Source organism: Saccharothrix sp. CB00851 (assembly GCF_001905065.1).
In the GTDB taxonomy this organism is placed as follows: domain Bacteria; phylum Actinomycetota; class Actinomycetes; order Mycobacteriales; family Pseudonocardiaceae; genus Actinosynnema.
Genome location: NZ_LWLC01000045.1, coordinates 39,279 through 59,020 on the forward strand (window position 1 = coordinate 39,279; position 19,742 = coordinate 59,020).

Genomic DNA, 19,742 nt, shown 5'->3' on the forward strand with positions numbered 1-19,742 from the left:
CGAGGCAACACAGGTCACGATCCGGCCACGTGAATGAGCATTCTCATACGTCCGGCGCACCTTCGCTGACCCAACGTGACCACGGCCGATCGGGCAAACGCCCTCCTACGCTGTACAACGGACAACAGAAACCTGCACACGTGCGGAGGGAGGTCGCCGGTGAGCCCTGTGGTCGAGTTCCGCGTCCTCGGCCCGTTGCAGGTGCTGGTCGACGGCGAGCAGGTCGTGGTGCGGGCGGGACGGCAGCGGTCGCTGCTGGTGTCGCTGCTCCTGCGCGCCGGAGCCGGCGTCTCGGTGGACGAGCTGGCGGAGCACATCTGGGGCGCCGAGCCTCCCGCGCGGGCCCGCGGCACGCTGCAGACCTACGTGATGCGGCTGCGGCAGGTGCTCGGCCCGGCGGTGCCGATCCGGACCGTGCCGGACGGCTACCTGATCGACGTCGACGAGCGCACGATCGACGTGCGGCGGTTCGAGCAGCTGGTCGAGGAGGGCGAGCGGGAACGGGCCGCGGGCAGGCTGGAGTCGGCGTCAGCGATCTTCACCGCGGCGCTGGCGCTGTGGCGCGGCCCGGCGATGGTGGACGTGCCGTCGGAGGTGCTGCACCGCGACGAGGTCCCCCGCCTGGGTGAACGGCGGCTGCACGTGGAGGAGCGCCGGGTCGAGGTGGAACTGGAACTGGGCCGCCACGCCGAGCTGATCCCCGAGCTGTCCCGGCTGACCAGCGAGCACCCGCTGCGGGAACGGCTGTGGGCCCAGCTGATGATCGCGCTGTACCGGTCCGGGCGGCAGGCCGACGCGCTGGGCGCCTACCGGCGGGTCAGCGGGCTGCTGGCCGAGCAGCTGGGCATCGACCCGGGCGACGAGCTGCGGCGCGTGCACCAGCAGGTGCTCGGCGGGTCGCCGTCGCCGGCCCCGGGGCAGCACGCGCCCGCGGCGCGGCGGGACCGGGTGGTGCCCTCGCAGCTGCCCGCCGACATCGGTGACTTCGTGGGCCGTGAGCAGGCCGTCCAGCTGATCGAGGCGTTGCTGCGGACCGCGCAGGGCGTGCCGGTGGTGACGCTGGCCGGGCCGCCCGGCGTGGGAAAGACGGCGCTGGCCGTGCACGCGGCGCACAAGATGCGGCACTTCTTCCCCGACGGGCAGCTGTACGTGAACCTGCGCGGGTACGCCCAGGGGCCGCCGTTGAGCGCGGTGGACGTGCTGCCGCGGTTCCTGCGGGCGCAGGGCGTGCCGCCCGAGTCGGTGCCGCTGGACCAGGACGAGCAGGAGGCGATGTTCCGGTCGCGGCTGACCGACCAGCAGGTGCTGCTGGTGCTGGACAACGCGGCCAACGCCGAGCAGATCCGGCCGCTGCTGCCCGGCTCGCCGGGGTGCGCGGTGCTCGTGACCAGCCGGGACACGTTGCGCGGGCTGGCGGTCAGCCACGCCGCGTCCAACGTGCGGCTCGACGTGCTCGACCGGGCCGAGACGCGGGCGCTGCTGGCCGGGATGCTGGGCGAGGACGTGGTGGCGTCGCAGTCCGACGCGGCCGACGAGCTGGCCGAGCTGTGCGCCCACCTGCCGCTGGCGCTGCGGATCGCGGCGGCGAACCTGCTGTCCCGGCCGGAGATCACCATCGCCTCGTACGTGGAGGAGCTGCGCGCCGGCAACCGGCTGGCGGCGCTGGCCGTGGAGGGCGACGAGCGGGCGGCCGTGCACGCGGCGTTCGACCTGTCGTACACGGCGCTGAAGCCGGAGCTGGCGTCGCTGTTCCGGCTGCTGTCGCTGGCCCCGGGCGACATCACGCCGGACGTGGCGGCGGCGTTGGGCGGGCTGACCACGCAGGACGCGCGGCGGCGCCTGGACCGGCTGGCCACCGCGAACCTCGTGGACAACCACGCGCCGGGCCGCTACCAATTCCACGACCTGCTGCGCGACTACGCGACCGAACGGCGGGAGATCGAGGACGACGCGGCGGAGAGCGCGCAGGCGTCGCGGCGGCTGCTGGACTGGTCGATCCGGTCGGTGGACAACGCCACGGACGCGTTCAAGAGCACGCTGCTGCGGCTGCCGCGCCACGACGTGGTGGCGGGCGTGACGCCGCGCCTGTTCTCCACCTCGGCCGAGGCCCTGGCCTGGCTGGACGTCGAGCGGAGCAACCTGGTCGGGCTCGTCGTGCACGCCGCCGACCGCCAGCCCGACCGGGACGTGTGGCAGCTGGCCGACGCGTTGCGGCGGTACTTCTACACGATCGGGTTGCCGGTGGAGTGGCTGGCGACCGCGAAGGCCGGGCTGTCGGTGGCGCAGGCCTCCCAGGACGCGGCGGGCGAGGTGGCGATGCTGTCCTCGCTGGGCACGCTGTACTGGGCGATCGGACAGCACCGGGTGGCCGTCGACTACTTCCGGCGGGCGATCCCGATCCAGCAGCGGACCGGTGCCGCGCCCGCCGTGGAGGCCGCCGTGCTGGCGAACCTCGGCGCGGTCTGCATCGACATCGGCGACCTGGAGGAGGCCGCGGAGCACCTGGAGCGCGCGCTCGTGATCACGCGGGCGATCGGGGCGTTGCAGCAGGAGGGCATCGCCCAGCTCAACCTCGGCGGCGTGTACATGCAGCTCGGGCAGCTCGACCGGGCCGTGTCGTCGTTCGAGGGCGCGTTGGACGTCGGCAACCGGCTCGGTGCCTGGATGACCCAGGCCGACAGCCACCGCGCGCTGGCCGAGGTGCACCTGTTCCTGGGCCAGCCGCAGCGCGCAGCCGAGCTCTACGAGAGGTGCGGTGAGCTGTACGAACGGGCCGGCGCCCGCCGGGTCGCGCACTTCTCGCACGAGGGCCTGGCGCTGGCGCACGTGATGCGCGGCCGCTGGGCCGACGCCGCGCACGAGGCCGGGCGGGCGGTGGGCATCGCGGAGGAGCTGGGCAACCTGAAGGGCCTGTGCGACGCGAAGAACGCCCTGGGTGAGGCCTTGTGCGGGCTGGGCAGGCTGGAGGAGGCGGTCGAGCGCACCACCGAGGCGTTGCGGATCGCCGAGGAGACCGGCTACCCGCTGGGCATCTGCGCGGCGCGGCGGAGCCTGGCGCTGACCCACCGCGCGGCGGGTCGGCTGGACGAGGCGCGCTACTCGGCGACCCAGGCCCTGGACAGCGCCGTCCGCTACCGGCTGCGGATCGCCGAGGTGGACGTGCTGGCCGTGCTCGGGCGGATCAGGCTCGACCAGGGCGACCCGGCCCAGGCCCTCGACCTGGCGTTGCGGAGCCTGGAGATGAGCGCCGCCACGGGGCAGCGGTGCGTGCACGCGCGGGCCGCGCACCTGGCCGGGGACGTCCTGGCCACCACCGGCGACCTCGCGGGTGCGAGGGAGCACTGGCGGCGGGCGCTGGAGTGGTTCACCGCCGTCGAAGCACCGGAAGCCGACGAAGTGCGGGTGTCGCTCGCCGGGGTCGAGCCCTGACCGGGCGCCGCGCTCAGTCGACCAGCACGACCCGGTCGGCGCGGGCCTTCGTGCCGTCCACGGCGAACCAGCCGCGTTCGAACGCCTGCCAGCGCCGCAGGTGCTCACGGCTCGCTTCGCCGTCCCGCGCGACGGCGCGGCGCAGGCGTTCCCCCGGGTCGGGCAGCTCCACCCAGATCGCCTCGTCCAGGCGTGCGGCGATCGACCGGCGGGCCGCCGAGACGCCCTCGACGACCAGCACGTCCGGCACCGGCACGGTGACCTGCTCGCCGAGCTCCGGCAGGCCGCCGGTCCAGTCCAGCTTCCGATAACGGGCCTCGCGGCCGTGCCACAGCGGCTCGAGCACGTCGGCGAGCAGGCGCGGCCACCACGACACCGGGTCGTCCCAGGTGGCGAAGTGGTCGGTCGGCACCACGGGCACGCCGCCCAGCTCGGCGGCGAGGCGTGCCGCGAACGTCGACTTGCCCGAGCCGGACGGCCCGTCGACGGCGATGAGCCTCACATGCTGCGCCGGCCGGACAGCGCCCGGCCGAGGGTGAGCTCGTCGGCGAACTCCAGGTCGCCGCCCATCGGCAGGCCCGACGCGAGCCTGGTGACGGTGAGGCCCGGGAAGTCCCGCAGCATCCGCACCAGGTACGTCGCCGTCGCCTCGCCCTCGGTGTTCGGGTCGGTGGCGATGATGATCTCCGACACCTCCGTGCCGATCCGGGTGAGCAGCTGCCTGATCCGCAGCTGGTCCGGCCCGACACCCGACAACGGGTCGAGCGCGCCGCCCAGGACGTGGTAGCGGCCCTTGAACTCCCGGGTCCGCTCGACCGCGAGCACGTCCTTCGGCTCCTCCACCACGCAGATCAGGGTCAGGTCGCGGCGCGGGTCGCGACAGATGCGGCAGGTCGCCTCGGCCGAGACGTTGCCGCACACGTCGCAGAACACCACGCCGTCCTTGACCTTCTGCAACGCGTCCTGGAGCCGGCCGATGTCGGCCGGGTCCGCGGCGAGCAGGTGGAAGGCGATGCGCTGCGCGCTCTTCGGACCGACGCCCGGCAGCCTGCCGAGTTCGTCGATCAAGTCCTGGACGGGCCCCTCGTACATCAGCCGAACAGCTTCCCGAGACCGCCCAGGTCGTCCATCCCGCCCATGCCGCTGGCCAGCGGACCCATCTTCTGGGCCGCCAGCTCCTGCGCGGCGCGGTTGGCGTCGCGCACGGCCGCGACGACCAGGTCGGACAGCGTCTCGACGTCGTCCGGGTCGACCGCCTTCGGGTCGATGGTCAGGCTCTTGAGCTCGCCGCCACCGGACACGACGGCGGTGACCAGGCCGCCGCCGGAGGTGCCGGTGACCTCGGCCTCGGCCAGTTCCTGCTGCGCTTCAGCGAGCTGCTGCTGCATCTTCTGCGCCTGCTGGAGGATTTGCTGCATGTTGGGCCCACCGGGTTGCACCGCGGGTTCCTCTCTTCGGGGTCTGCCGCCGTTCACCAGCGTAGTCGCGTCGATCAGCCCTTCAACGGCCGAGCGCCAAGCTCGTCGGCGAGGAGCTTGAGCACGACCGCCTCCGGGTCGAGCCGCTGGCCGTCCGCGTCGCCGGGGAGGGCGGCCTCGGCCAGCATCTCCTCCTCGTCCACCGGTTCCGGCGGGAGGGGCTCATCGGGCTCCGGCGGCTCGGGCGGCGGCGGCACGTCGTCGGCGGGCGGACGGCCGGACGGCGCGGGCCGGGACGGCTCGGGCTGGCGGACCTGGCCCGGCTGCGGCGCCTGGCTCGGCCTGGTCGGCGCGGGCCGGGCCGGTTTCTGCGGCGCCGGGCGCGCCGGTGCGGCGCTCACCGCGTCGGCGGGCACGCACCGCACCTGCCACGTGCCGCCGAGGACCTGCGCGAACGCGGCGGCGATGGCATCGGCGTTGCGCGGCTCGGCGAGCCTGCGGGCCAGCGGGGCGGAGGTGTGGGTGAGGGTGACCGTGGTGCCGTCGACGTCGGCGACCGCGGCGTTGGTGAGCATCGCCTCGGTGCTCCGGCTCGTGCCGCGGACCACGCTCAGCAGCTCCGACCAGCGGCGACGCACCTCCATCGCGTCGACACCGCCCGCCGCGGCCACCGGTGCGGCCGGTGCCTCGGCGGGAGGCGGTGCGACGGGTGGCGGAACAGGCTCGACCCGGTCCGGCACACCGGCGGGGGTGTCCTCGGCGGGCTCGGGCCGGGCCGGTGCGCCGGCGGACCTCATCGCCGCCGACTTCAGCACCGGAGGAGCGGGCAGTCCGGGCGGCGCGGCGCTCGGTTGCGGCCCGGCCGCGGGTGGGCTCGGGTGCCCGGCGGACGGTGTGGCCGCGGGAGGCGGGGCTTGCGGCGCGGCGGCAGGCGGTGGGGCTTGCGACGCCGCGGGTGCGGGGTCGGCGGCACGTTGCGAAGGGCGCTGGAACCGGGGCTCCGGTGCCGCGCCACCGGCCGCCGCCGGTGCGCCGCCGGCCGGTGGGCCGTGGCGTTCCAGCTGTTCGACGCGCTGCAGCAGGCCCGACTCGACATCGCCGACCGACGGCAGGAGCATCCGCGCGGTCACGAGTTCGAGCAGCAGGCGGGGTGCGGTCGAGCCGCGCATCTCGGTCAGGCCCTGGTGCAGGATCTCCGCCCACCGGGTCACGGTCGCGGGCCGGGTCGCGTCACGTTGCGCGGTCATCTTGGCCAGCTCGTCGTCCGGCGCGGACACCAGGCCGCGCTCCGCCGCGTCCGGCACGGCGTGCAGCAGCACCAGGTCGCGCAGCCGGTCGAGCAGGTCGGACGCGAACCGGCGCGGGTCGTGCCCGGCCTCGACCAAGCGGTCGATCGTGCCGAACACCGCCGAGCCGTCACCCTGCGCGAGCCCGTCCACCACGTCGTCGATCAACGCCGCGTCCGTCACGCCGAGCAGCGCGATCGCCCGCTCGTAGCGCACCCCTTCGGGGCCCGCGCCGGACAGCAGCTGGTCCAGCACCGACTGCGTGTCCCGTGCCGACCCACCGCCCGCGCGGATCACCAGCGGGAACACCGACGGCTCGACCGCCACGCCCTCGGCGGCGCAGTTGCGCTCCAGCAGGGCCCGCATGTCCCTCGGCGGGATCAGCCGGAACGGGTAGTGGTGCGTGCGCGAGCGGATGGTGGGCAGCACCTTGTCCGGCTCGGTGGTGGCGAAGATGAAGATGAGGTGCTCGGGCGGTTCCTCCACGATCTTCAGCAGGGCGTTGAAGCCCTGCGTGGTGACCATGTGCGCCTCGTCGATGATGAACACCCGGTACCGCGACTCGGCCGGCGCGTAGAACGCCTTGTCCCGCAGCTCGCGCGCGTCGTCCACGCCGCCGTGGCTGGCCGCGTCGAGCTCGACCACGTCCACGCTGCCCGGCCCGTTGGGCGCGAGGCCGACGCACGAGTTGCACTCGCCGCACGGGTCGGGCGTCGGACCGTTCACGCAGTTCAGCGAGCGCGCCATGATGCGGGCGCTGGAGGTCTTGCCGCAGCCGCGCGGCCCGGAGAACAGGTACGCGTGGTTGACCCGACCGGCCGCCAGGGCGGTGCGCAGCGGTTCGGTGACGTGCTCCTGGCCGACGACCTCGCCGAAGGTCGCCGGACGGTACTTGCGGTAGAGGGCGAGCGCCACGTCGGCGACCTTACCGGGAGGGTCCGACAACGAAAGGGGACCCCGTGCACCCACCAGAGCCCGCTTATCCTTGCTGCCTTCCGGCCCTGGGGAGGTTCGCGAGATGTGTGCCGCACGAGGTCCGACTCCAGTGTAACCCGTCGCCCCACTGGCTCTGTGCGCACCCACTCCCTTCACGGGAGGATTTCACTGGTTAGTGGCACCAACCGGTGAAGGAGGAACCAGATGAGGGCACTCGTCCTCGCGTGCACCGCCCTGTTGCTCGGAGCCACCACCGCCGCGGCCGAACCGGTACCGCCCCGGCACGCCATCGTCGTCTGCCAGACCGCGAGCTTCTACGGCAACTACAACCACGCCGTCGGCCCGGTCGAGTTCAAGCGCACCCTGACCTACGGCAACAAGATCGGCCACACGCCCGGCGCCCACCCCGTCTACAACGGGTGGGCGGCGAGCATGGACTACGGCCCCAACGACTGGGGTTACCTGCGGATCGAGTGCATCGGGGGTTACGACTCGTGGTGAAAGCAGCAGCGGTCGCGCTCGCCGCCGTCGCCCTGGTCGCCACCGCGACCCCGGCCCAGGCGGCCAACGGCACCGTCGGCGAGCGCGAGACGGTGTGCGCCAACGACCTCTACGTCCGCACCGCGCCCAACGACGGCCCGTGGATGGGCACCCTCTACCGGGGCCAGACGTTCCTGGTGAAGGGGCCGAAGATCGGCAACTACGTCTACGGCTTCGCCTACGGGCACATCAACGCGCACGGCTGGGTGGCCGACGGCTGGTTCTGCTAGCCCTGGTCAGCCGAGCGCGGCGGTGAACAGCGGCACGGCGTGGTCGAGCGCGTGGGCCAGGCCGAGCGACGAACCGCTGGAGAAGGCGTTGATCAGGGCCTTGTCCTCCAGGATCAGCGCCTTCTCCGGCACCAGGGGGTTGCCCTTGAGCGCCGACGCGTCACCGCCGATCGGGAACAGCACGCTCAGGTCGGCGGTCAGCAGGTCCAGCCGCTCGGCGGAGATGTCCACGTAGAACGTGCCCGAGGCCAGCGCCTCGACGTCCTCGCGCAGCGTGAAGCCCACCGCCTTCATGAAGTCGGCCCGGGAGTCGCCGGAGACGTAGGCGCCGAACTTGCCGTCGAAGTACGCGCCGACCACGGTGGTCCGGCCGTCGAACTTCTTGTTCGCGGCGAACTTCGCGTCCAGGTCGGCGACGATCTTCTCGCCCTCGGGCACCTTGCCCAGCGCCTTCGCGACCAGTTCGACCTGCTGCCGCCACGACGTGCCGTAGGGGATGACGTCCTTAGGCGCGCCGATCGTGGGCGCGATCTTGGACAGCGTCTCGTGCTTCTGGGGGTCGTTGTCCGACCGGGTGTTGAGGATGAGGTCCGGCTGGAGCGCGGCGACGGCCTCGTAGTCGATCTCGGTGGTGCCCAGCAGCTTGGGTGCCTCCTGGTAGAGGCCCTCGGCCCACGGCCCGACGCCCTTGCCGCCGAACGCCAGCCAGTCGCTCGCACCGACCGGCTGCACGCCGAGCGCGAGCGCGGCCTCCGCGTCCGACCAGCCCAGCGCCACCACGCGCGTCGGCGGCTGCTCGATCGTCACCGGACCGAACCGGGTGTCGACCGTCACACCCGAGGTGGACGGTCCGGCCTCACCGCCCCCGCCACCGCAGGCGGCCAGCAGCAGGGCGGACAGGACGACCACGAGACCACGCTTCATTAGGCGAGCCTAACCGAACCCATTGGTCACCGATGCACTCAGCCCGCCGACCACCCGTTTTGGGGCGCGCGCCGGCCCTCCGTTAGACTCCGCCACGGAGGATTCGCATAGCGGCCTAGTGCGCACGACTGGAAATCGTGTTGGGTTAACCCCCTCACGGGTTCAAATCCCGTATCCTCCGCGGACCAGAGCCCCGGCACCGTCAGGTGACCGGGGCTCTGGTCATTCGCGGAGCTCTTTGCGGGCACGGCAGCTCGATGCAACACCTGGGCCGGCTGGGGCGTCTTATCAGTGATCGACTGATTACTGGGAGGACACGTCCATGAGGATCCGCAACACGGCCGTCGCAGTCGCCGCAGCCGCCACGGGGCTGCTCGCCGGCGGTTTCGCCTCGGCCTCTGCCTCGGCCGAGGTCGGTGCGAGCGGGCCGCCGCAGTACTCCGCCACGGCGTGGCACGACGTCAACGTCCGGCACTGCCCCTCGACGTCGTGCACGCAGGCGCCGGGCAGCCCGGTCCTGGCCGGCTCGACGGTCGGGGTGTACTGCTGGGTGCACGGCGAGTCGGTCACGGACTTCGGCTACACCAACGACGTGTGGCTCAACATCGGCAGGCAGGACGGCGGCACGCAGTGGTCCAGCGCCATCTACTTCAAGGGCGACGAGTACGCCAACCTGCCGAAGGACGCGCACTGCGCTGACGCGCCCCAGCCGCCCACCACGACCACCAGGCCCCCGGTCACCACGACGGTCAACCCGACCGTCACCACGACGGCCAAGCCCACCACCACCACGTCACCCCAGCCGACCACGACCACGGTGCGGCCGACGGTGACCACCACGGTCCGGCCGACCGTCACCACCACGGCACGCCCCACCACCGCACCCGGCGCGTGAACGGGACCGGCCCCCTCGGACGCGTTGTCCGAGGGGGCCGGTGGCGCTGCTGCGGGCTACGCCCTGGGCAGGTGCTCCACGAGGTCCTCCAGCAGGAACACCCACTGGTCGACGTGCGCGTTGCCGGTGCTCGGGCGCAGCTTCACGACCTGCGGGTCGTGGTCGCTCGCCTGGTCGGCGAACTCCGCGTTGATGTGCACCACGTCGTAGCGGTACCGGGTGATGTTGGAGCTGACCAGGATGTGGTCCAGGGTCTGCGAGTTGCCCTCGAACACGTAGCTGTACCGCTCGTTCGCGGGCAGCGTGTCCATCAAGGCCACCACGTCGCCGGTGCCGGTCAGGGTGCGGACCACCGGGGAGAACTGGTAGTCGTTGATGTCACCCGCGAGGACCACGTTGGCGCCCCGGTCGACCGCCTTGACCTGGTCCACGAAACCGCGCAGCAGTGCGGCCTGCCGGGCGCGCTGCACCTCGGAGGAGCGCACCGGCTCCTGGTAGCGGCCGTGCATGGCCTGGTCGCCGCCCTTGGAGGCGAAGTGGTTCGCGACCACGAACACCGTGCGGCCGCGGAACTTGAACTCGCCGGCCAGCGGCTTGCGGCTGTCCTCCCACGCCTCGTCGGCGGGCGCCACCCGGCCCGGCGACACCGACAGCGCGGCCCGGCCGTGCTGCTTCACGACCGACACCGCCGTGGTGGCGTCCCCGCCCGGCCGGTCCACGAAGGACACCCGCGCCGGGTTGAACAGGAACGCCACCCGGATGTTGCCGCCCGGCTGGCCGCCGTCGGCCTTGTTGACCGGGTCGATCTGGCGCCACTGGTAGCGGGGACCGCCCGCGGCCGCGATGGCGTCGGTGAACTTGGCGAACGTCGCGTCCGCCGCCACCGTGCCGTCGTCGGTCGGGCCGTTGTTGTCCTGGATCTCCTCCAGCACGACGACGTCCGGGCTCTTCAGGTTGGTCACGACCGCCGCGGCGAGGCGGTCGAACTTCGCCTGGTCGTTGGTGGCGGCCAGGTTCTCCACGTTGTAGGTGGCGACGGACAGCTCGTGCGCGCGCTGCGCGTCGGTGACTTCCGGCGTGATGCCGCCGGAGACGTGCTCGCCGACCGTCTTCGTGGCCAGGGTGTAGCCGCCGAAGTTGGTGTACTCGACGTTGCCGACCGTCGTGCCGCGCCACACGTCGCCGACGTTGCTCACCCGCGGCGTCGCGGCGCCGGGCTTGACCTTGATCCGGCCGCTGTTGGGCTGGTCGTAGCCGAGGTAGATCGTGCCGCCGCGGGGCGTCGGGTTCTGGGTGGGGTTGGTGGTGATCCACGTCTCGCCGAAGCGGTTCGTGGGCCCGACCACGCGGGCGTCCGCCACCTGGACGTACATGCCCTCGCGGGACTCGTAGTAGTCCTGGCCGTAGGTCGCCGGGTCCAGCGGCAGGGACTCGATGCTGCCGCCGTTCGCGGTGGGCAGGTAGCCCGCCGGCGGGTTCAGGGTCTCCGGCGCGGGCAGGGCGTTGCCCTTGGACTTCACGGTGACCGTCGCGCCGGTGATCTCGGTGAGCGTCTGGTTGGAGTTGCTCGCCGCGTCACCGCCCGGCCGGTACTCGGCGACGGTGCCGGAGACCAGCACCTCGTCACCCGGCTCCACGGTCGGCGCCAGGTCGGCGGTGTAGACGAACACGCCCTCGCTGGTGCGCGGGTCGGTGTCCGGGGTGGTGTCCTGGATCCAGAAGCCGCGGTCGCCGGTGGCGCGGGTGGCGGTGACGACGCCCGGCACGCCGGCGACCTTCTGGCCGAGCAGCGGCGAGATGCGGGTCGTGCCCTGGATGTCGCGGATGCGCTTGTCGCCGGGCTCGGGCTCCGGGTCCGGGTCGGGGGTGCCGGGGCCCTGGCCCTTCGAGTTGACCGGGGTCGGCGCGCCGATGGTGAAGTCCGCGGCGTTGTCGTCGGTGTCGGTCAACGCGGGGCGGGCCGCGGAGGTGGTGTTGCTCGTGCTGGGCGTCGGGGTGGTCTCCCGGACGACGGTCGACGTGCCGTAGCCGACCAGGTCGCGCACGCGCGCGTCGGCGGCGCAGTCGGCGGCGGTCTTGCAGGTCAACGGCGTGGTCTCGGTGACCAGGGCGATCGTGCCGCCGGTGCCGCTCATGGCGGTCGTGCCGGTGACGTCCGGCGCGGGCAGTTCCACCGTGCCGCCGGAGCCCTTGGCCTGGGCGACCAGGAACCGCGCGCCGGCGGCGATCGAGCCGGTCAGCGGGGTGACCTGCCACTTGCTGGAGGCGCTCGCGCTCGCCGGGAGGTACTGCACGCTCCAGCCGTCGACGGTGACCGGCGCGGTGCCCGCGTTGCCGAGTTCGACGAAGTCCCGGGTCAGCGTGGCACCGGAGTTGCCGCCACCGCCGTAGACCTCGGCGATGAGGGCGTCCTGGCTCGGGGCCGCGTGGATCGGCGTGGCGAGGGCGAACGTCACGGCCGAGGCGGCGGTGACCGCCAGTCCGACGCGGAGCGGGGTAGGTCTCAACGGGTCCTCCGTAGTTGGCGGGTGCCGCGCATCCTCCCCGTATCGAGTGAACGGCGGAAGACACCGTCACTAACGGTTGACCTTTACCGCCCTCGAACGTGTGTTCGAACGTAGGGTAGGGTCATGGCCGTGCCCCTCCCGGTGGCCCTCCCAGCGCCGGCCCGGGCACGCCACGCACGACAGGGGCGCCGACCCGGACCTGACGAGGCCCGGCTCGGCGCCCGTGCGCGCCACCGGTGCCCCGCCGGGAAGTGGGCCCGGCACCGGCCTCACCGCGCCGCGTGACCATTGCCACCCCCCGAATTTCCGCCAAACGTCAGAGCCCCGGTTGCCATGATCGGCAACCGGGGCTCTGAGCAGCGGTGGCGGTGGGATTTGAACCCACGGAGGCTTTCACCTCACACGCTTTCGAGGCGTGCTCCTTCGGCCGCTCGGACACGCCACCGCCGAGAACAATACAAGACCGGCGCGCTGCGTCCCAACAGGGGGTGGCCGGTGACATCCGCGCTGGTCAGGGCGTCCGAGGGTCACAGGTCGGCGAAGAACGACTCCAGCAGTGCCGCGCACCGCTCGGCCAGCACGCCGCCGACCACTTCCGGGCGGTGGTTGAGGCGGCGGTCGCGGACCACGTCCCAGAGGGAGCCGACGGCGCCGGTGCGGGGTTCCCAGCAGCCGAAGACCACGCGGTCGACGCGGGCCAGGACCAGGGCGCCCGCGCACATCGTGCACGGCTCGACGGTCACCGCCAGCGTGCAGCCGGTGAGGCGCCAGCCGTCACCGTGGACCGCGGCGGCGGCGCGCAGCGCCAGGACCTCGGCGTGCGCGGTCGGGTCGCCGAGGGCTTCCCGGGCGTTGCAGGCCCGCGCCAGCACGGCGCCGTCCGGGCCGTAGACGACCGCGCCGATCGGGATGTCACCCGTCGTGGGCGCCTCGGCGGCGACCTCCAGGGCCGCTTCGACCATCGCCTCGTCGGACGCCTGGCTGATCACGCGACCACGCCCGTCACGCCTGGATGCTGTCCAGCAGCTTGGTGAACTCGTCGCCGAAACCGCAGCGCTGCGCGATCATCTGCAGCTGCTCGTCCGGGTACAGGTCGACCTCGTCCACGATCACCTGCATCTCGTGCTGCGGCATGCCGAGGTCGGCGAGCACGGCGAGGTCGCCCTCGGGCCACAGCTCGTCGTCCTCCTCGTCCGGCGGGTCGACCCGAAGCAGGTCGAGGACGTCCGCGGCGATGTCGTAGTCCAGCGCCGCCGCGGCGTCGGACAGCAGGAGGGACACCCCGCCGGGCACCGGGCGCAGGACGATGAAGAACTCGTCGTCCACCGCCAGCAGCCCGAACACGGCACCCGTCGAGCGCAGTTGGCGCAGTTCCGTGATCGCCGCGTCGAGCTCGGACAACGCCGAGCTGTCCATCTTGCCGCACCGCCACCGGCCGTCCTCACGGACAACCGCGACAGCGAAGCCGTTGACCGGCTCCTGGTGTGCCATGTGCACACCGTAGGGCCACGCCGACGCACCCGGTAGCACGGGGGCCTCGGCCACGGGCACGGGGGGCGCGTCGATGCCACTATCGAGGGATGAGCACAACTCTGCCGAACGCACAGACGGCCGTCCCCGAGCCCCGGTTCACCGGGCTGGTCGAGGCCGCCCGAGCCCTTCAGCCCAGGACAGTGGCGTTGCGACGGCAGGTGCACCGGCACCCGGAGCAGGGCTTGGACCTGCCCGCGACCCAGGCCGCGATCCAGCACGCGCTGTCCGGCCTGCCGGTCGAGGTGACCACCGGCAAGTCGAGCAGCTCGGTCACCGCGGTGCTGCGCGGCAGCAAGCCGGGACCGACCGTCCTGCTGCGCGGCGACATGGACGCGCTGCCGCTCCAGGAGGAAACGGGCCTGGCCTACGCCTCCGAGGTCGACGGCTCCATGCACGCCTGCGGCCACGACACGCACGTCGCCATGCTCGCCTCCGCCGCACGCCTGCTCTCCTCACGCCGGGACGCGCTGGCCGGCCAGGTCGTGTTCATGTTCCAGCCCGGTGAAGAGGGCCAGCACGGCGCGCGGCACATGCTCGACGAGGGCGTGCTCGACGCGGCGGGCACACCGGTGGAGAAGGCCTTCGCCCTGCACATCACCTCTACGCTCCAGTCGGGAGTCGTCGTCAGCCGACCCGGGCCGACGATGGCCTCGGCGGACACCTTCCACATCACCGTCAAGGGCCGCGGCGGGCACGGCGGCATGCCGCACGACGCGATCGACCCCGTGCCGCCCGCCGCCGCCATGGTCGGCGCGCTGCAGACGATGGTCGCCAGGCGGGTCAGCGTGCACCACCCGGCCGTGATCACCATCGGTCACCTCGTCGCGGGCACGACGACCAACATCATCCCGGAGACCGCGCTGGTCGAGGGCACCATCCGGACGCTCTCGGAGGACACCAGGGCCCTGGTGCACCGCGAGCTCCAGCAGGTCGTCACGCACGTGGCCGCCGCGCACGGCTGCACGGCCGAGGTGGAGATCGTCCCCGGCTACCCGGTCACGGTGAACGACGACGTGGTCGGGCCGCACGTCATCGACATCACCGCGGCGGCCCTCGGCGCGCGCTGGGCGGCACCCATGGACGACCCGCTGATGGGCGCCGAGGACTTCTCGTACGTGCTGCAACGGGTGCCGGGCGCGATCTCCTTCCTGGGCGCCTGCCCGCGCGGGGTCGAGCTGGACCGGGCGGAGCCGAACCACTCGAACCGGGTGCTCTTCGACGAAGCCGCCATGGAGCACGGGGTCGTCGTCTACACGGCGTTCGCGTTGGACGCCCTGCGGTGAGCCGAAGCGGGGTCGGGGCTGTGGTGTTGTCCATGGCCTCGACCCTGCCGCCGATCGGCGGGTGTGGCGAGGGGCGTTCGCGGATCTGTGGACAACTCCTGTCCTGTGGACAAGTAGGGGCGTCGGGGCCCGCGCCGGCAGGATGAGCGCCGTGCGAAGCGTCTGCGTGGTCGGGCTCGGGTTGATCGGCGGTTCGGTGTTGCGCGCGGCAGCCGCCGCCGGGCGCGTGACCTGGGGCGCGACCGCTTCGACAGCCGACGCGGAGGCCGCCGCGCGGGAGGGTCACGACGTGGTCGACCTCGCCGAGGCACTCGAACGCGCGCGTGTACACGATGCGCTCGTCGTCGTGGCGGTTCCGCTGCCGGCTGTGGAAGAAGTGCTGCGGGCCCTGCCCGAGGGCGTCCGTCTCACCGACGTCGTCAGCGTCAAGGGCCCGGTCACCGACCTGGTCCGCCGGGTCGCGCCGCACGCCCGGTACGTCGGCGGCCACCCCATGGCGGGCACCTCCGCGTCCGGCTGGTCCGCGGGCCGCGCCGACCTGTTCCACGACGCCGCCTGGGTCGTCACCGCCGAGGACGACGCCGACCTGGACGTCCTCACCGACGTCATCGAGCTGGCCCTCGCCGCGAAAGCCCACGTCGTGCCCACCACCGCCGCGGAGCACGACGCCGCGGTGGCCCGCATCTCCCACCTGCCGCACCTGCTCGCCGCCGTGCTGGCCAGCGTCGGCGCGGACGGCGGACCGCTCGCCCTGGCCCTGGCCGCGGGCTCGTTCGGCGACGGCACGCGCGTCGCGGGCAGCCGCCCCGAACTGGTCCGCGCGATGTGCGAGGGCAACCGCGGCGCGCTGCTCGACGCCGTGGACGACGCGCTCGGCCGGCTGGGCGCGGCCCGCGGCTCGCTCGCCTCGACCGGCGGCCTGGCCAAGACCATCGACGCGGGTCACGCGGCCCGCCTGGCGCTGGTCGACAAGCCGACCCTGACCGACCTGACCATCGACCTCACCGCCCCCGACGCCCGGCGGGCGCTGCGCGACCTGGGGTCACGCGGAGGCCGGGTCGTTGCGCTGAACGGCACAACCGCGCTCGCACTCACCCCATAGGGTGCTTCGGTGGAGCGTCGCAGACTCATCGCCGCCTTGGGGGGCCTCGTGCTCCTGGGCGCGGCGGTGGTGGTCCTGCGCAACGAATCCGCTCCCCCGCCACCGCGGGCCTTCGAACGGTTCCTGCACGAGAAGGTCGAGTACGTCCCCGACACCCAACGCCTGACGGCGCCCACCGACCTGAGGCTGACCGCGTCGGACCGCACCAGCCTGCGCGCGTCCTGGACGGCCACCGACGGCATCGGCCACGGCGGCTTCGAAGTGCGCTGGAACGGCCGGACGCGCCTGGTCCGCGGCACCGAGACCGAGCTGACCGACCTCGACGCCAACGCCGACGTGCACGTCGAAGTCCGCGCGCTCGATGCGATGGGCAACCGGTCCGACCCGGCCACCGCCCAAGCCGTGCCGCGACTCGTCTACGACGAAACGTGGCTCGACGGCCTGATGCCACCCCTCGACGTGTTCGACGGCCCGGAGGCGCTCAACCCGCGCCGGTGGCGGGTCTTCGACCGCGGCAACACCGACTGCCTGTGCCTGCGCCCGCTCAACGGCAAGCGGCTGGAGATCGACTGCGACCGCGTCGACCTGCAGTCCAACGTGCCGGTGCGGTTCGGCGTGCCCACCCCGGACGGCGCGGTCGCCCGCGTCTCGCTCACCACCGACGGCCCGGTCGGCGACCAGTCCGAGGACAGCTCGGTGCTGATCGCCCTGCTGCCCGACCCGGTGCACGACGTCGGCCACCTGGAGGAACCGTTCCCGCCGGACGCCGTGGTCCTGCGCATCACGCCGTTCGGCGCGCAGTTCGTGCTGGGTGGCGTCACGTCGCCGACGGAGCTGGGCGGCACCTACCCGCCGCCCACGTCGGGCGTCCGCCACCGCTGGGAGCTGCGCGTGATCCCCGGCGCCGTGGTGGCGCTGCGGGACGGGGTGAAGGTGGCCATGGCGGAGGTGGAGCTGCCGTGGATTTCCGCGCGGGCACGCCTGGTGTTCCGCAACGCCCGCGGCACCCACCTGGACACGTTCGGCATCGGCGGTGTGCCGGGCATGCCGGCGCCGGGTTCCGTGGCCCCGCTCGGTCCGAGCGCCAACGACAACGGCGTGGTGTCGCTGGGCAACGTGGCCAACTCCCAGCTGGCGGGCGCGTCCTCGGTGCGCGTGGTGGCGTCCGTGGTCGCCGAGCGCACCGCGCCGATCACCGTCGAGCTGGGCACGCGGTCCGCGCCCGCGGTGTTCATGCCGCCCGACCGCGGCCTCGACCGGTCCCGCCCGTCCGTCGTCTACGCCGACTTCCCGCTGCCGGCACCGGACTCCAACCCCCGGGTCGCGCTGCGCTCCGACGGCGGTCTCACCGCCTACGCCGCGCACCTGGTGATCGCCGACGGCCAGGACGCGCGCCACCGGCTGCCCCGGCTCGTCGACCGCGCGCTCCCCGACCCGCTGGTGCCCAGACCCGCCGTGTCCGTCGTGCACGAGGCCGCGGACGACTCGGGGACGCCCCGCCTCCCGAACGGGGGCAAGCTGCGGCTCACGGTCGAGTTGGCGGACTCGCGGGCGCGCGAGGTCGCCGCCGTGAAGGGCGTCGAAGTGGACCTCGACGGTGAACCGATCGTCGTGCTGCCCACGAACGGCTCGGCCGGCGGGCGGCACGAGTTCCTGGTCGACCTCGCCGGGCTGCCCGGCGGGCGGCACCGGCTGGACGTGCGCGTGCTCCCGGTGGACGAACGGCTGCTCGTGCAGTCGTACGAGCAGCCGTTCGAGATCCGGCCGCTGTAGGCCGTTCTTGGTCTCGGGTGCGCAACGACGTGGTGACCGGCGTCACCACGCGACCTAACTTGACTCAATGGAACGTCGCCGGGTCGCCCTCATCGCCGCGGGTGTGGTGCTGTTCGCCGGGGTGATCACGGTGTTGCGCACCACGGGCCTCGGCGAACCCGTCACCGCGACCAGCGTGTCCGCGCCGCCGCCCACCTCGCTGGCGCCGTTCGCCGCCGAAGGTGTGCTCGTGCCGACGGCCGGACCGCCGCCCGAGGCACCCCGCGCGCTGACCGTGTCGTCCGGGCCGCGGCGGTTGCAGCTGCGGTGGACCGGTGACGCGCCCGGTTACGAGGTGCGGTGGGGCGATCCCGGCCGACTCGACCGGTCCCGGCTGATCACCGAGCCCGTCACCCAGCTCGACGGCCTCGAGGACGAGCGGAGGTACGAGGTCGAGGTGTACGCCGTGGACGCGTTCGGGCAGCGGTCCGCGCCCGCGAAGGCCACCGGCACACCCCACGCCCTCCCTTCCGGCGACTACGCCCTGGAAGACCGGTTCGACCAGCCCGACGCGCCCGACCCGACCCGGTGGCGGTTGGCGTCACGGGGCAACTGCGCCCGCGCCACGCCGGGGCAGGACGACGACGGGCGGCGGCTCGTGCTCAGCAGCAACTGCGCGGCGGCTCCGGCGACGTTGCGGTCACGCACGCCGTTCGTGCTGCGGGACGCCGACGACCTGGGCCGGTTCGTGGTGGACACCGACGCGCCCGGCGGTGACGGCGAGCTGGTGCTGGACCTCGTGCCGGGACCGGTGTCGCTGGTCAGCGGTGACGCGTTGCCGCCGGACGCGGTGCGGCTGCGGGTGGCGACCGGTGCCGGTGCGACGTCCGTGCAGGTGGTGGTGGCGGCCGGGACGCCGACGACGGTGGTGCGCGGGGTGCCCGCGTTGGAGACCGGGATCAGCCACCGGTGGGAGCTGGTCCTGCGGCGCGACGGCGTTCGCGTGCTGCTCGACGGGCACGTGGTCGCGACCAGCCCCGTGGTGCCCGCGTGGCGTGAGGCGACGGCGCTGGTGTCCGTGGCCGGACCGACGGGGCAGCGTGCGGCGATCAGCCTGATCGCGTTCGACGGGGAGGAGGCTTCGCCACCGGCGTGGGTCCCGGCGCCGGCGGTCGACGTCACGGCGGCGGTGTCCGCCCCTTCGGCCCACGGGCTGGAACCGTTGCCCGGCGTGACCGGTGGCCTGCTCCGGATGGCCTTGCTGCACAGCGACACGGCCGCCGAGGCGCCGTCGTTCACCCTGTCGGTGGCCGGGGTCGTGGTGCCGGTGCGACCCGCGGTGGCCGGTGCGCCGTGGCGGCCCGGGGTGGCGTACCCGGTGGTCGCGGACCTGCCGGTGGAGGCGTTGCGGGTCGGTGCGTCGGGTGCGCTGGCCGTCACGCTGGTGACCGCGCTGCGGGTGCAGGCGACGCACGTCGACCTGGAGCTGACCGGGTCGTACTCGGGCGCGCCGCCCCGGCGCGAGACGCAACCGCTGACCGGGAGGGAGCGGGAGCTGGCGCGGGCGAGCGGCACGGTGCTCGACGCGAGCGGCCGGACCGTGCCCGAGGGTGCGGCGGTGCAGCGCGGGCGGATGGTGTTCGACCTGGTGCTGGAAGGGCAGCCGGGTGAGGCGCTGGCCGGCCTGGCCGGGTTCAGCGTGCGGGTGGACGACGAGCGGGTGGCCGTGGTGCCGACCGCGTCCGGCGGGCCGGGTGTCGCCGGGGAGTACCGGTTCGCGCTGAGCACCGGCGAGCTGTCCCTCGGGCCGCACATGATCGAGGTGCGGCTGTTCGGCACGTCCGGTGAGACCCGCCCCACCTCGGCTTACATCCCGTTCTTCGTCGGCCGGTGAGAGGATGGGGCGC

16 protein-coding genes, 2 tRNA genes and 1 other RNA gene are annotated in these 19,742 nt (G+C 73.3%); 9 read left to right on the forward strand and 10 right to left on the reverse strand.

The annotated features are described in order from the left end of the window. Positions 1–159 precede the first annotated feature (159 nt). On the forward strand, positions 160–3,429 hold the full coding sequence (locus tag A6A25_RS34390; protein ID WP_073897364.1) for an AfsR/SARP family transcriptional regulator: 3,270 nt from the start codon (positions 160–162) through the stop codon (positions 3,427–3,429). Positions 3,430–3,442: 13 nt separating this feature from the next. Here the strand turns inward: A6A25_RS34390 and A6A25_RS34395 are convergent, their stop codons facing one another. The 5 genes from A6A25_RS34395 to ffs all read right to left on the reverse strand — a co-directional run bounded on the left by A6A25_RS34395 (position 3,443) and on the right by ffs (position 7,174). Then, complete coding sequence (locus tag A6A25_RS34395) at positions 3,443–3,931, reverse strand: uridine kinase family protein (protein WP_073897366.1); 489 nt, start codon at positions 3,929–3,931, stop codon at positions 3,443–3,445. Continuing rightward, the gene (recR, locus tag A6A25_RS34400) at positions 3,928–4,521 is read right to left on the reverse strand and encodes a recombination mediator RecR (protein ID WP_053715664.1); all 594 of its coding nucleotides are present in this window, start codon (positions 4,519–4,521) and stop codon (positions 3,928–3,930) included. Before recR ends, A6A25_RS34395 begins: the two co-directional genes overlap by 4 nt. After that, positions 4,521–4,847 (reverse strand): YbaB/EbfC family nucleoid-associated protein, encoded by a 327-nt coding sequence (locus A6A25_RS34405; RefSeq protein WP_219910736.1) that lies wholly within the window; start codon positions 4,845–4,847, stop codon positions 4,521–4,523. Before A6A25_RS34405 ends, recR begins: the two co-directional genes overlap by 1 nt. A gap of 74 nt (positions 4,848–4,921) precedes the next feature. Beyond that, positions 4,922–7,048 carry a DNA polymerase III subunit gamma and tau gene (locus A6A25_RS34410; RefSeq protein WP_073897370.1) on the reverse strand — a complete coding sequence of 709 codons (2,127 nt, stop codon included), beginning with the start codon at positions 7,046–7,048 and terminating at the stop codon, positions 4,922–4,924. 31 nt (positions 7,049–7,079) lie between these two features. Then, an RNA gene (gene ffs, locus A6A25_RS34415) (signal recognition particle sRNA small type) lies at positions 7,080–7,174 on the reverse strand. A 99-nt stretch (positions 7,175–7,273) separates the two neighbouring features. Here ffs and A6A25_RS34420 point away from each other — a divergent pair. Both A6A25_RS34420 and A6A25_RS34425 read left to right on the forward strand, forming a co-directional pair. Next, complete coding sequence (locus A6A25_RS34420; RefSeq protein WP_073897372.1) at positions 7,274–7,570, forward strand: hypothetical protein; 297 nt, start codon at positions 7,274–7,276, stop codon at positions 7,568–7,570. After that, positions 7,564–7,839 carry a hypothetical protein gene (locus A6A25_RS34425; RefSeq protein WP_083668901.1) on the forward strand — a complete coding sequence of 92 codons (276 nt, stop codon included), beginning with the start codon at positions 7,564–7,566 and terminating at the stop codon, positions 7,837–7,839. The genes A6A25_RS34420 and A6A25_RS34425 overlap by 7 nt, the downstream gene beginning before the upstream one ends. 6 nt (positions 7,840–7,845) lie before the next feature. On the opposite strand, the gene A6A25_RS34430 is transcribed toward A6A25_RS34425, so the two are convergent. Next, on the reverse strand, positions 7,846–8,763 hold the full coding sequence (locus A6A25_RS34430; RefSeq protein WP_073897377.1) for an iron-siderophore ABC transporter substrate-binding protein: 918 nt from the start codon (positions 8,761–8,763) through the stop codon (positions 7,846–7,848). A 96-nt stretch (positions 8,764–8,859) separates the two neighbouring features. Between A6A25_RS34430 and A6A25_RS34435 the strand changes: the two genes are divergently transcribed. Beyond that, positions 8,860–8,944 (forward strand) — tRNA-Ser (locus A6A25_RS34435). A gap of 141 nt (positions 8,945–9,085) precedes the next feature. Then, the gene (locus A6A25_RS34440) at positions 9,086–9,658 is read left to right on the forward strand and encodes a hypothetical protein (protein WP_073897380.1); all 573 of its coding nucleotides are present in this window, start codon (positions 9,086–9,088) and stop codon (positions 9,656–9,658) included. 56 nt (positions 9,659–9,714) lie between these two features. On the opposite strand, the gene A6A25_RS34445 is transcribed toward A6A25_RS34440, so the two are convergent. The 4 genes from A6A25_RS34445 to A6A25_RS34460 form a co-directional block, all read right to left on the reverse strand. Continuing rightward, the gene (locus A6A25_RS34445; protein WP_143193594.1) at positions 9,715–12,165 is read right to left on the reverse strand and encodes an endonuclease/exonuclease/phosphatase family protein; all 2,451 of its coding nucleotides are present in this window, start codon (positions 12,163–12,165) and stop codon (positions 9,715–9,717) included. 360 nt (positions 12,166–12,525) lie between these two features. Next, positions 12,526–12,610: transfer RNA gene (locus tag A6A25_RS34450), tRNA-Ser, on the reverse strand. A gap of 82 nt (positions 12,611–12,692) precedes the next feature. Continuing rightward, complete coding sequence (locus A6A25_RS34455; protein WP_073897914.1) at positions 12,693–13,127, reverse strand: nucleoside deaminase; 435 nt, start codon at positions 13,125–13,127, stop codon at positions 12,693–12,695. A gap of 40 nt (positions 13,128–13,167) precedes the next feature. Then, a complete protein-coding gene (locus A6A25_RS34460; RefSeq protein ID WP_073897916.1) occupies positions 13,168–13,656 on the reverse strand; it encodes a tRNA adenosine deaminase-associated protein in 489 nt (162 codons plus the stop codon). An 89-nt stretch (positions 13,657–13,745) separates the two neighbouring features. On the opposite strand from A6A25_RS34460, the gene A6A25_RS34465 reads away from it, so the two are divergent. From A6A25_RS34465 to A6A25_RS34480, 4 genes are all read left to right on the forward strand, one after another. After that, positions 13,746–14,981 carry a M20 metallopeptidase family protein gene (locus A6A25_RS34465; protein WP_073897382.1) on the forward strand — a complete coding sequence of 412 codons (1,236 nt, stop codon included), beginning with the start codon at positions 13,746–13,748 and terminating at the stop codon, positions 14,979–14,981. Positions 14,982–15,132: 151 nt separating this feature from the next. Then, positions 15,133–16,083, forward strand: coding sequence for a prephenate dehydrogenase (locus A6A25_RS34470; protein WP_073897918.1), 951 nt, complete (start codon positions 15,133–15,135; stop codon positions 16,081–16,083). Positions 16,084–16,092: 9 nt separating this feature from the next. Further along, complete coding sequence (locus tag A6A25_RS34475) at positions 16,093–17,856, forward strand: fibronectin type III domain-containing protein (protein ID WP_143193595.1); 1,764 nt, start codon at positions 16,093–16,095, stop codon at positions 17,854–17,856. 67 nt (positions 17,857–17,923) lie between these two features. Further along, positions 17,924–19,729 carry a fibronectin type III domain-containing protein gene (locus A6A25_RS34480; protein WP_073897386.1) on the forward strand — a complete coding sequence of 602 codons (1,806 nt, stop codon included), beginning with the start codon at positions 17,924–17,926 and terminating at the stop codon, positions 19,727–19,729. The last annotated feature ends 13 nt before the right edge of the window (positions 19,730–19,742 follow it).

Bases quoted from the DNA above. Each gene is read 5' to 3' on its own strand.
- recR (WP_053715664.1), bottom strand. From the start codon at position 4,521: ATGTACGAGGGGCCCGTCCAGGACTTGATCGACGAACTCGGCAGGCTG.
- A6A25_RS34405 (WP_219910736.1), bottom strand. From the start codon at position 4,847: ATGCAGCAAATCCTCCAGCAGGCGCAGAAGATGCAGCAGCAGCTCGCT.
- A6A25_RS34420 (WP_073897372.1), top strand. From the start codon at position 7,274: ATGAGGGCACTCGTCCTCGCGTGCACCGCCCTGTTGCTCGGAGCCACC.
- A6A25_RS34430 (WP_073897377.1), bottom strand. From the start codon at position 8,763: ATGAAGCGTGGTCTCGTGGTCGTCCTGTCCGCCCTGCTGCTGGCCGCC.
- A6A25_RS34440 (WP_073897380.1), top strand. From the start codon at position 9,086: ATGAGGATCCGCAACACGGCCGTCGCAGTCGCCGCAGCCGCCACGGGG.
- A6A25_RS34455 (WP_073897914.1), bottom strand. From the start codon at position 13,127: ATGGTCGAAGCGGCCCTGGAGGTCGCCGCCGAGGCGCCCACGACGGGT.
- A6A25_RS34460 (WP_073897916.1), bottom strand. From the start codon at position 13,656: ATGGCACACCAGGAGCCGGTCAACGGCTTCGCTGTCGCGGTTGTCCGT.
- A6A25_RS34465 (WP_073897382.1), top strand. From the start codon at position 13,746: ATGAGCACAACTCTGCCGAACGCACAGACGGCCGTCCCCGAGCCCCGG.
- A6A25_RS34480 (WP_073897386.1), top strand. From the start codon at position 17,924: ATGGAACGTCGCCGGGTCGCCCTCATCGCCGCGGGTGTGGTGCTGTTC.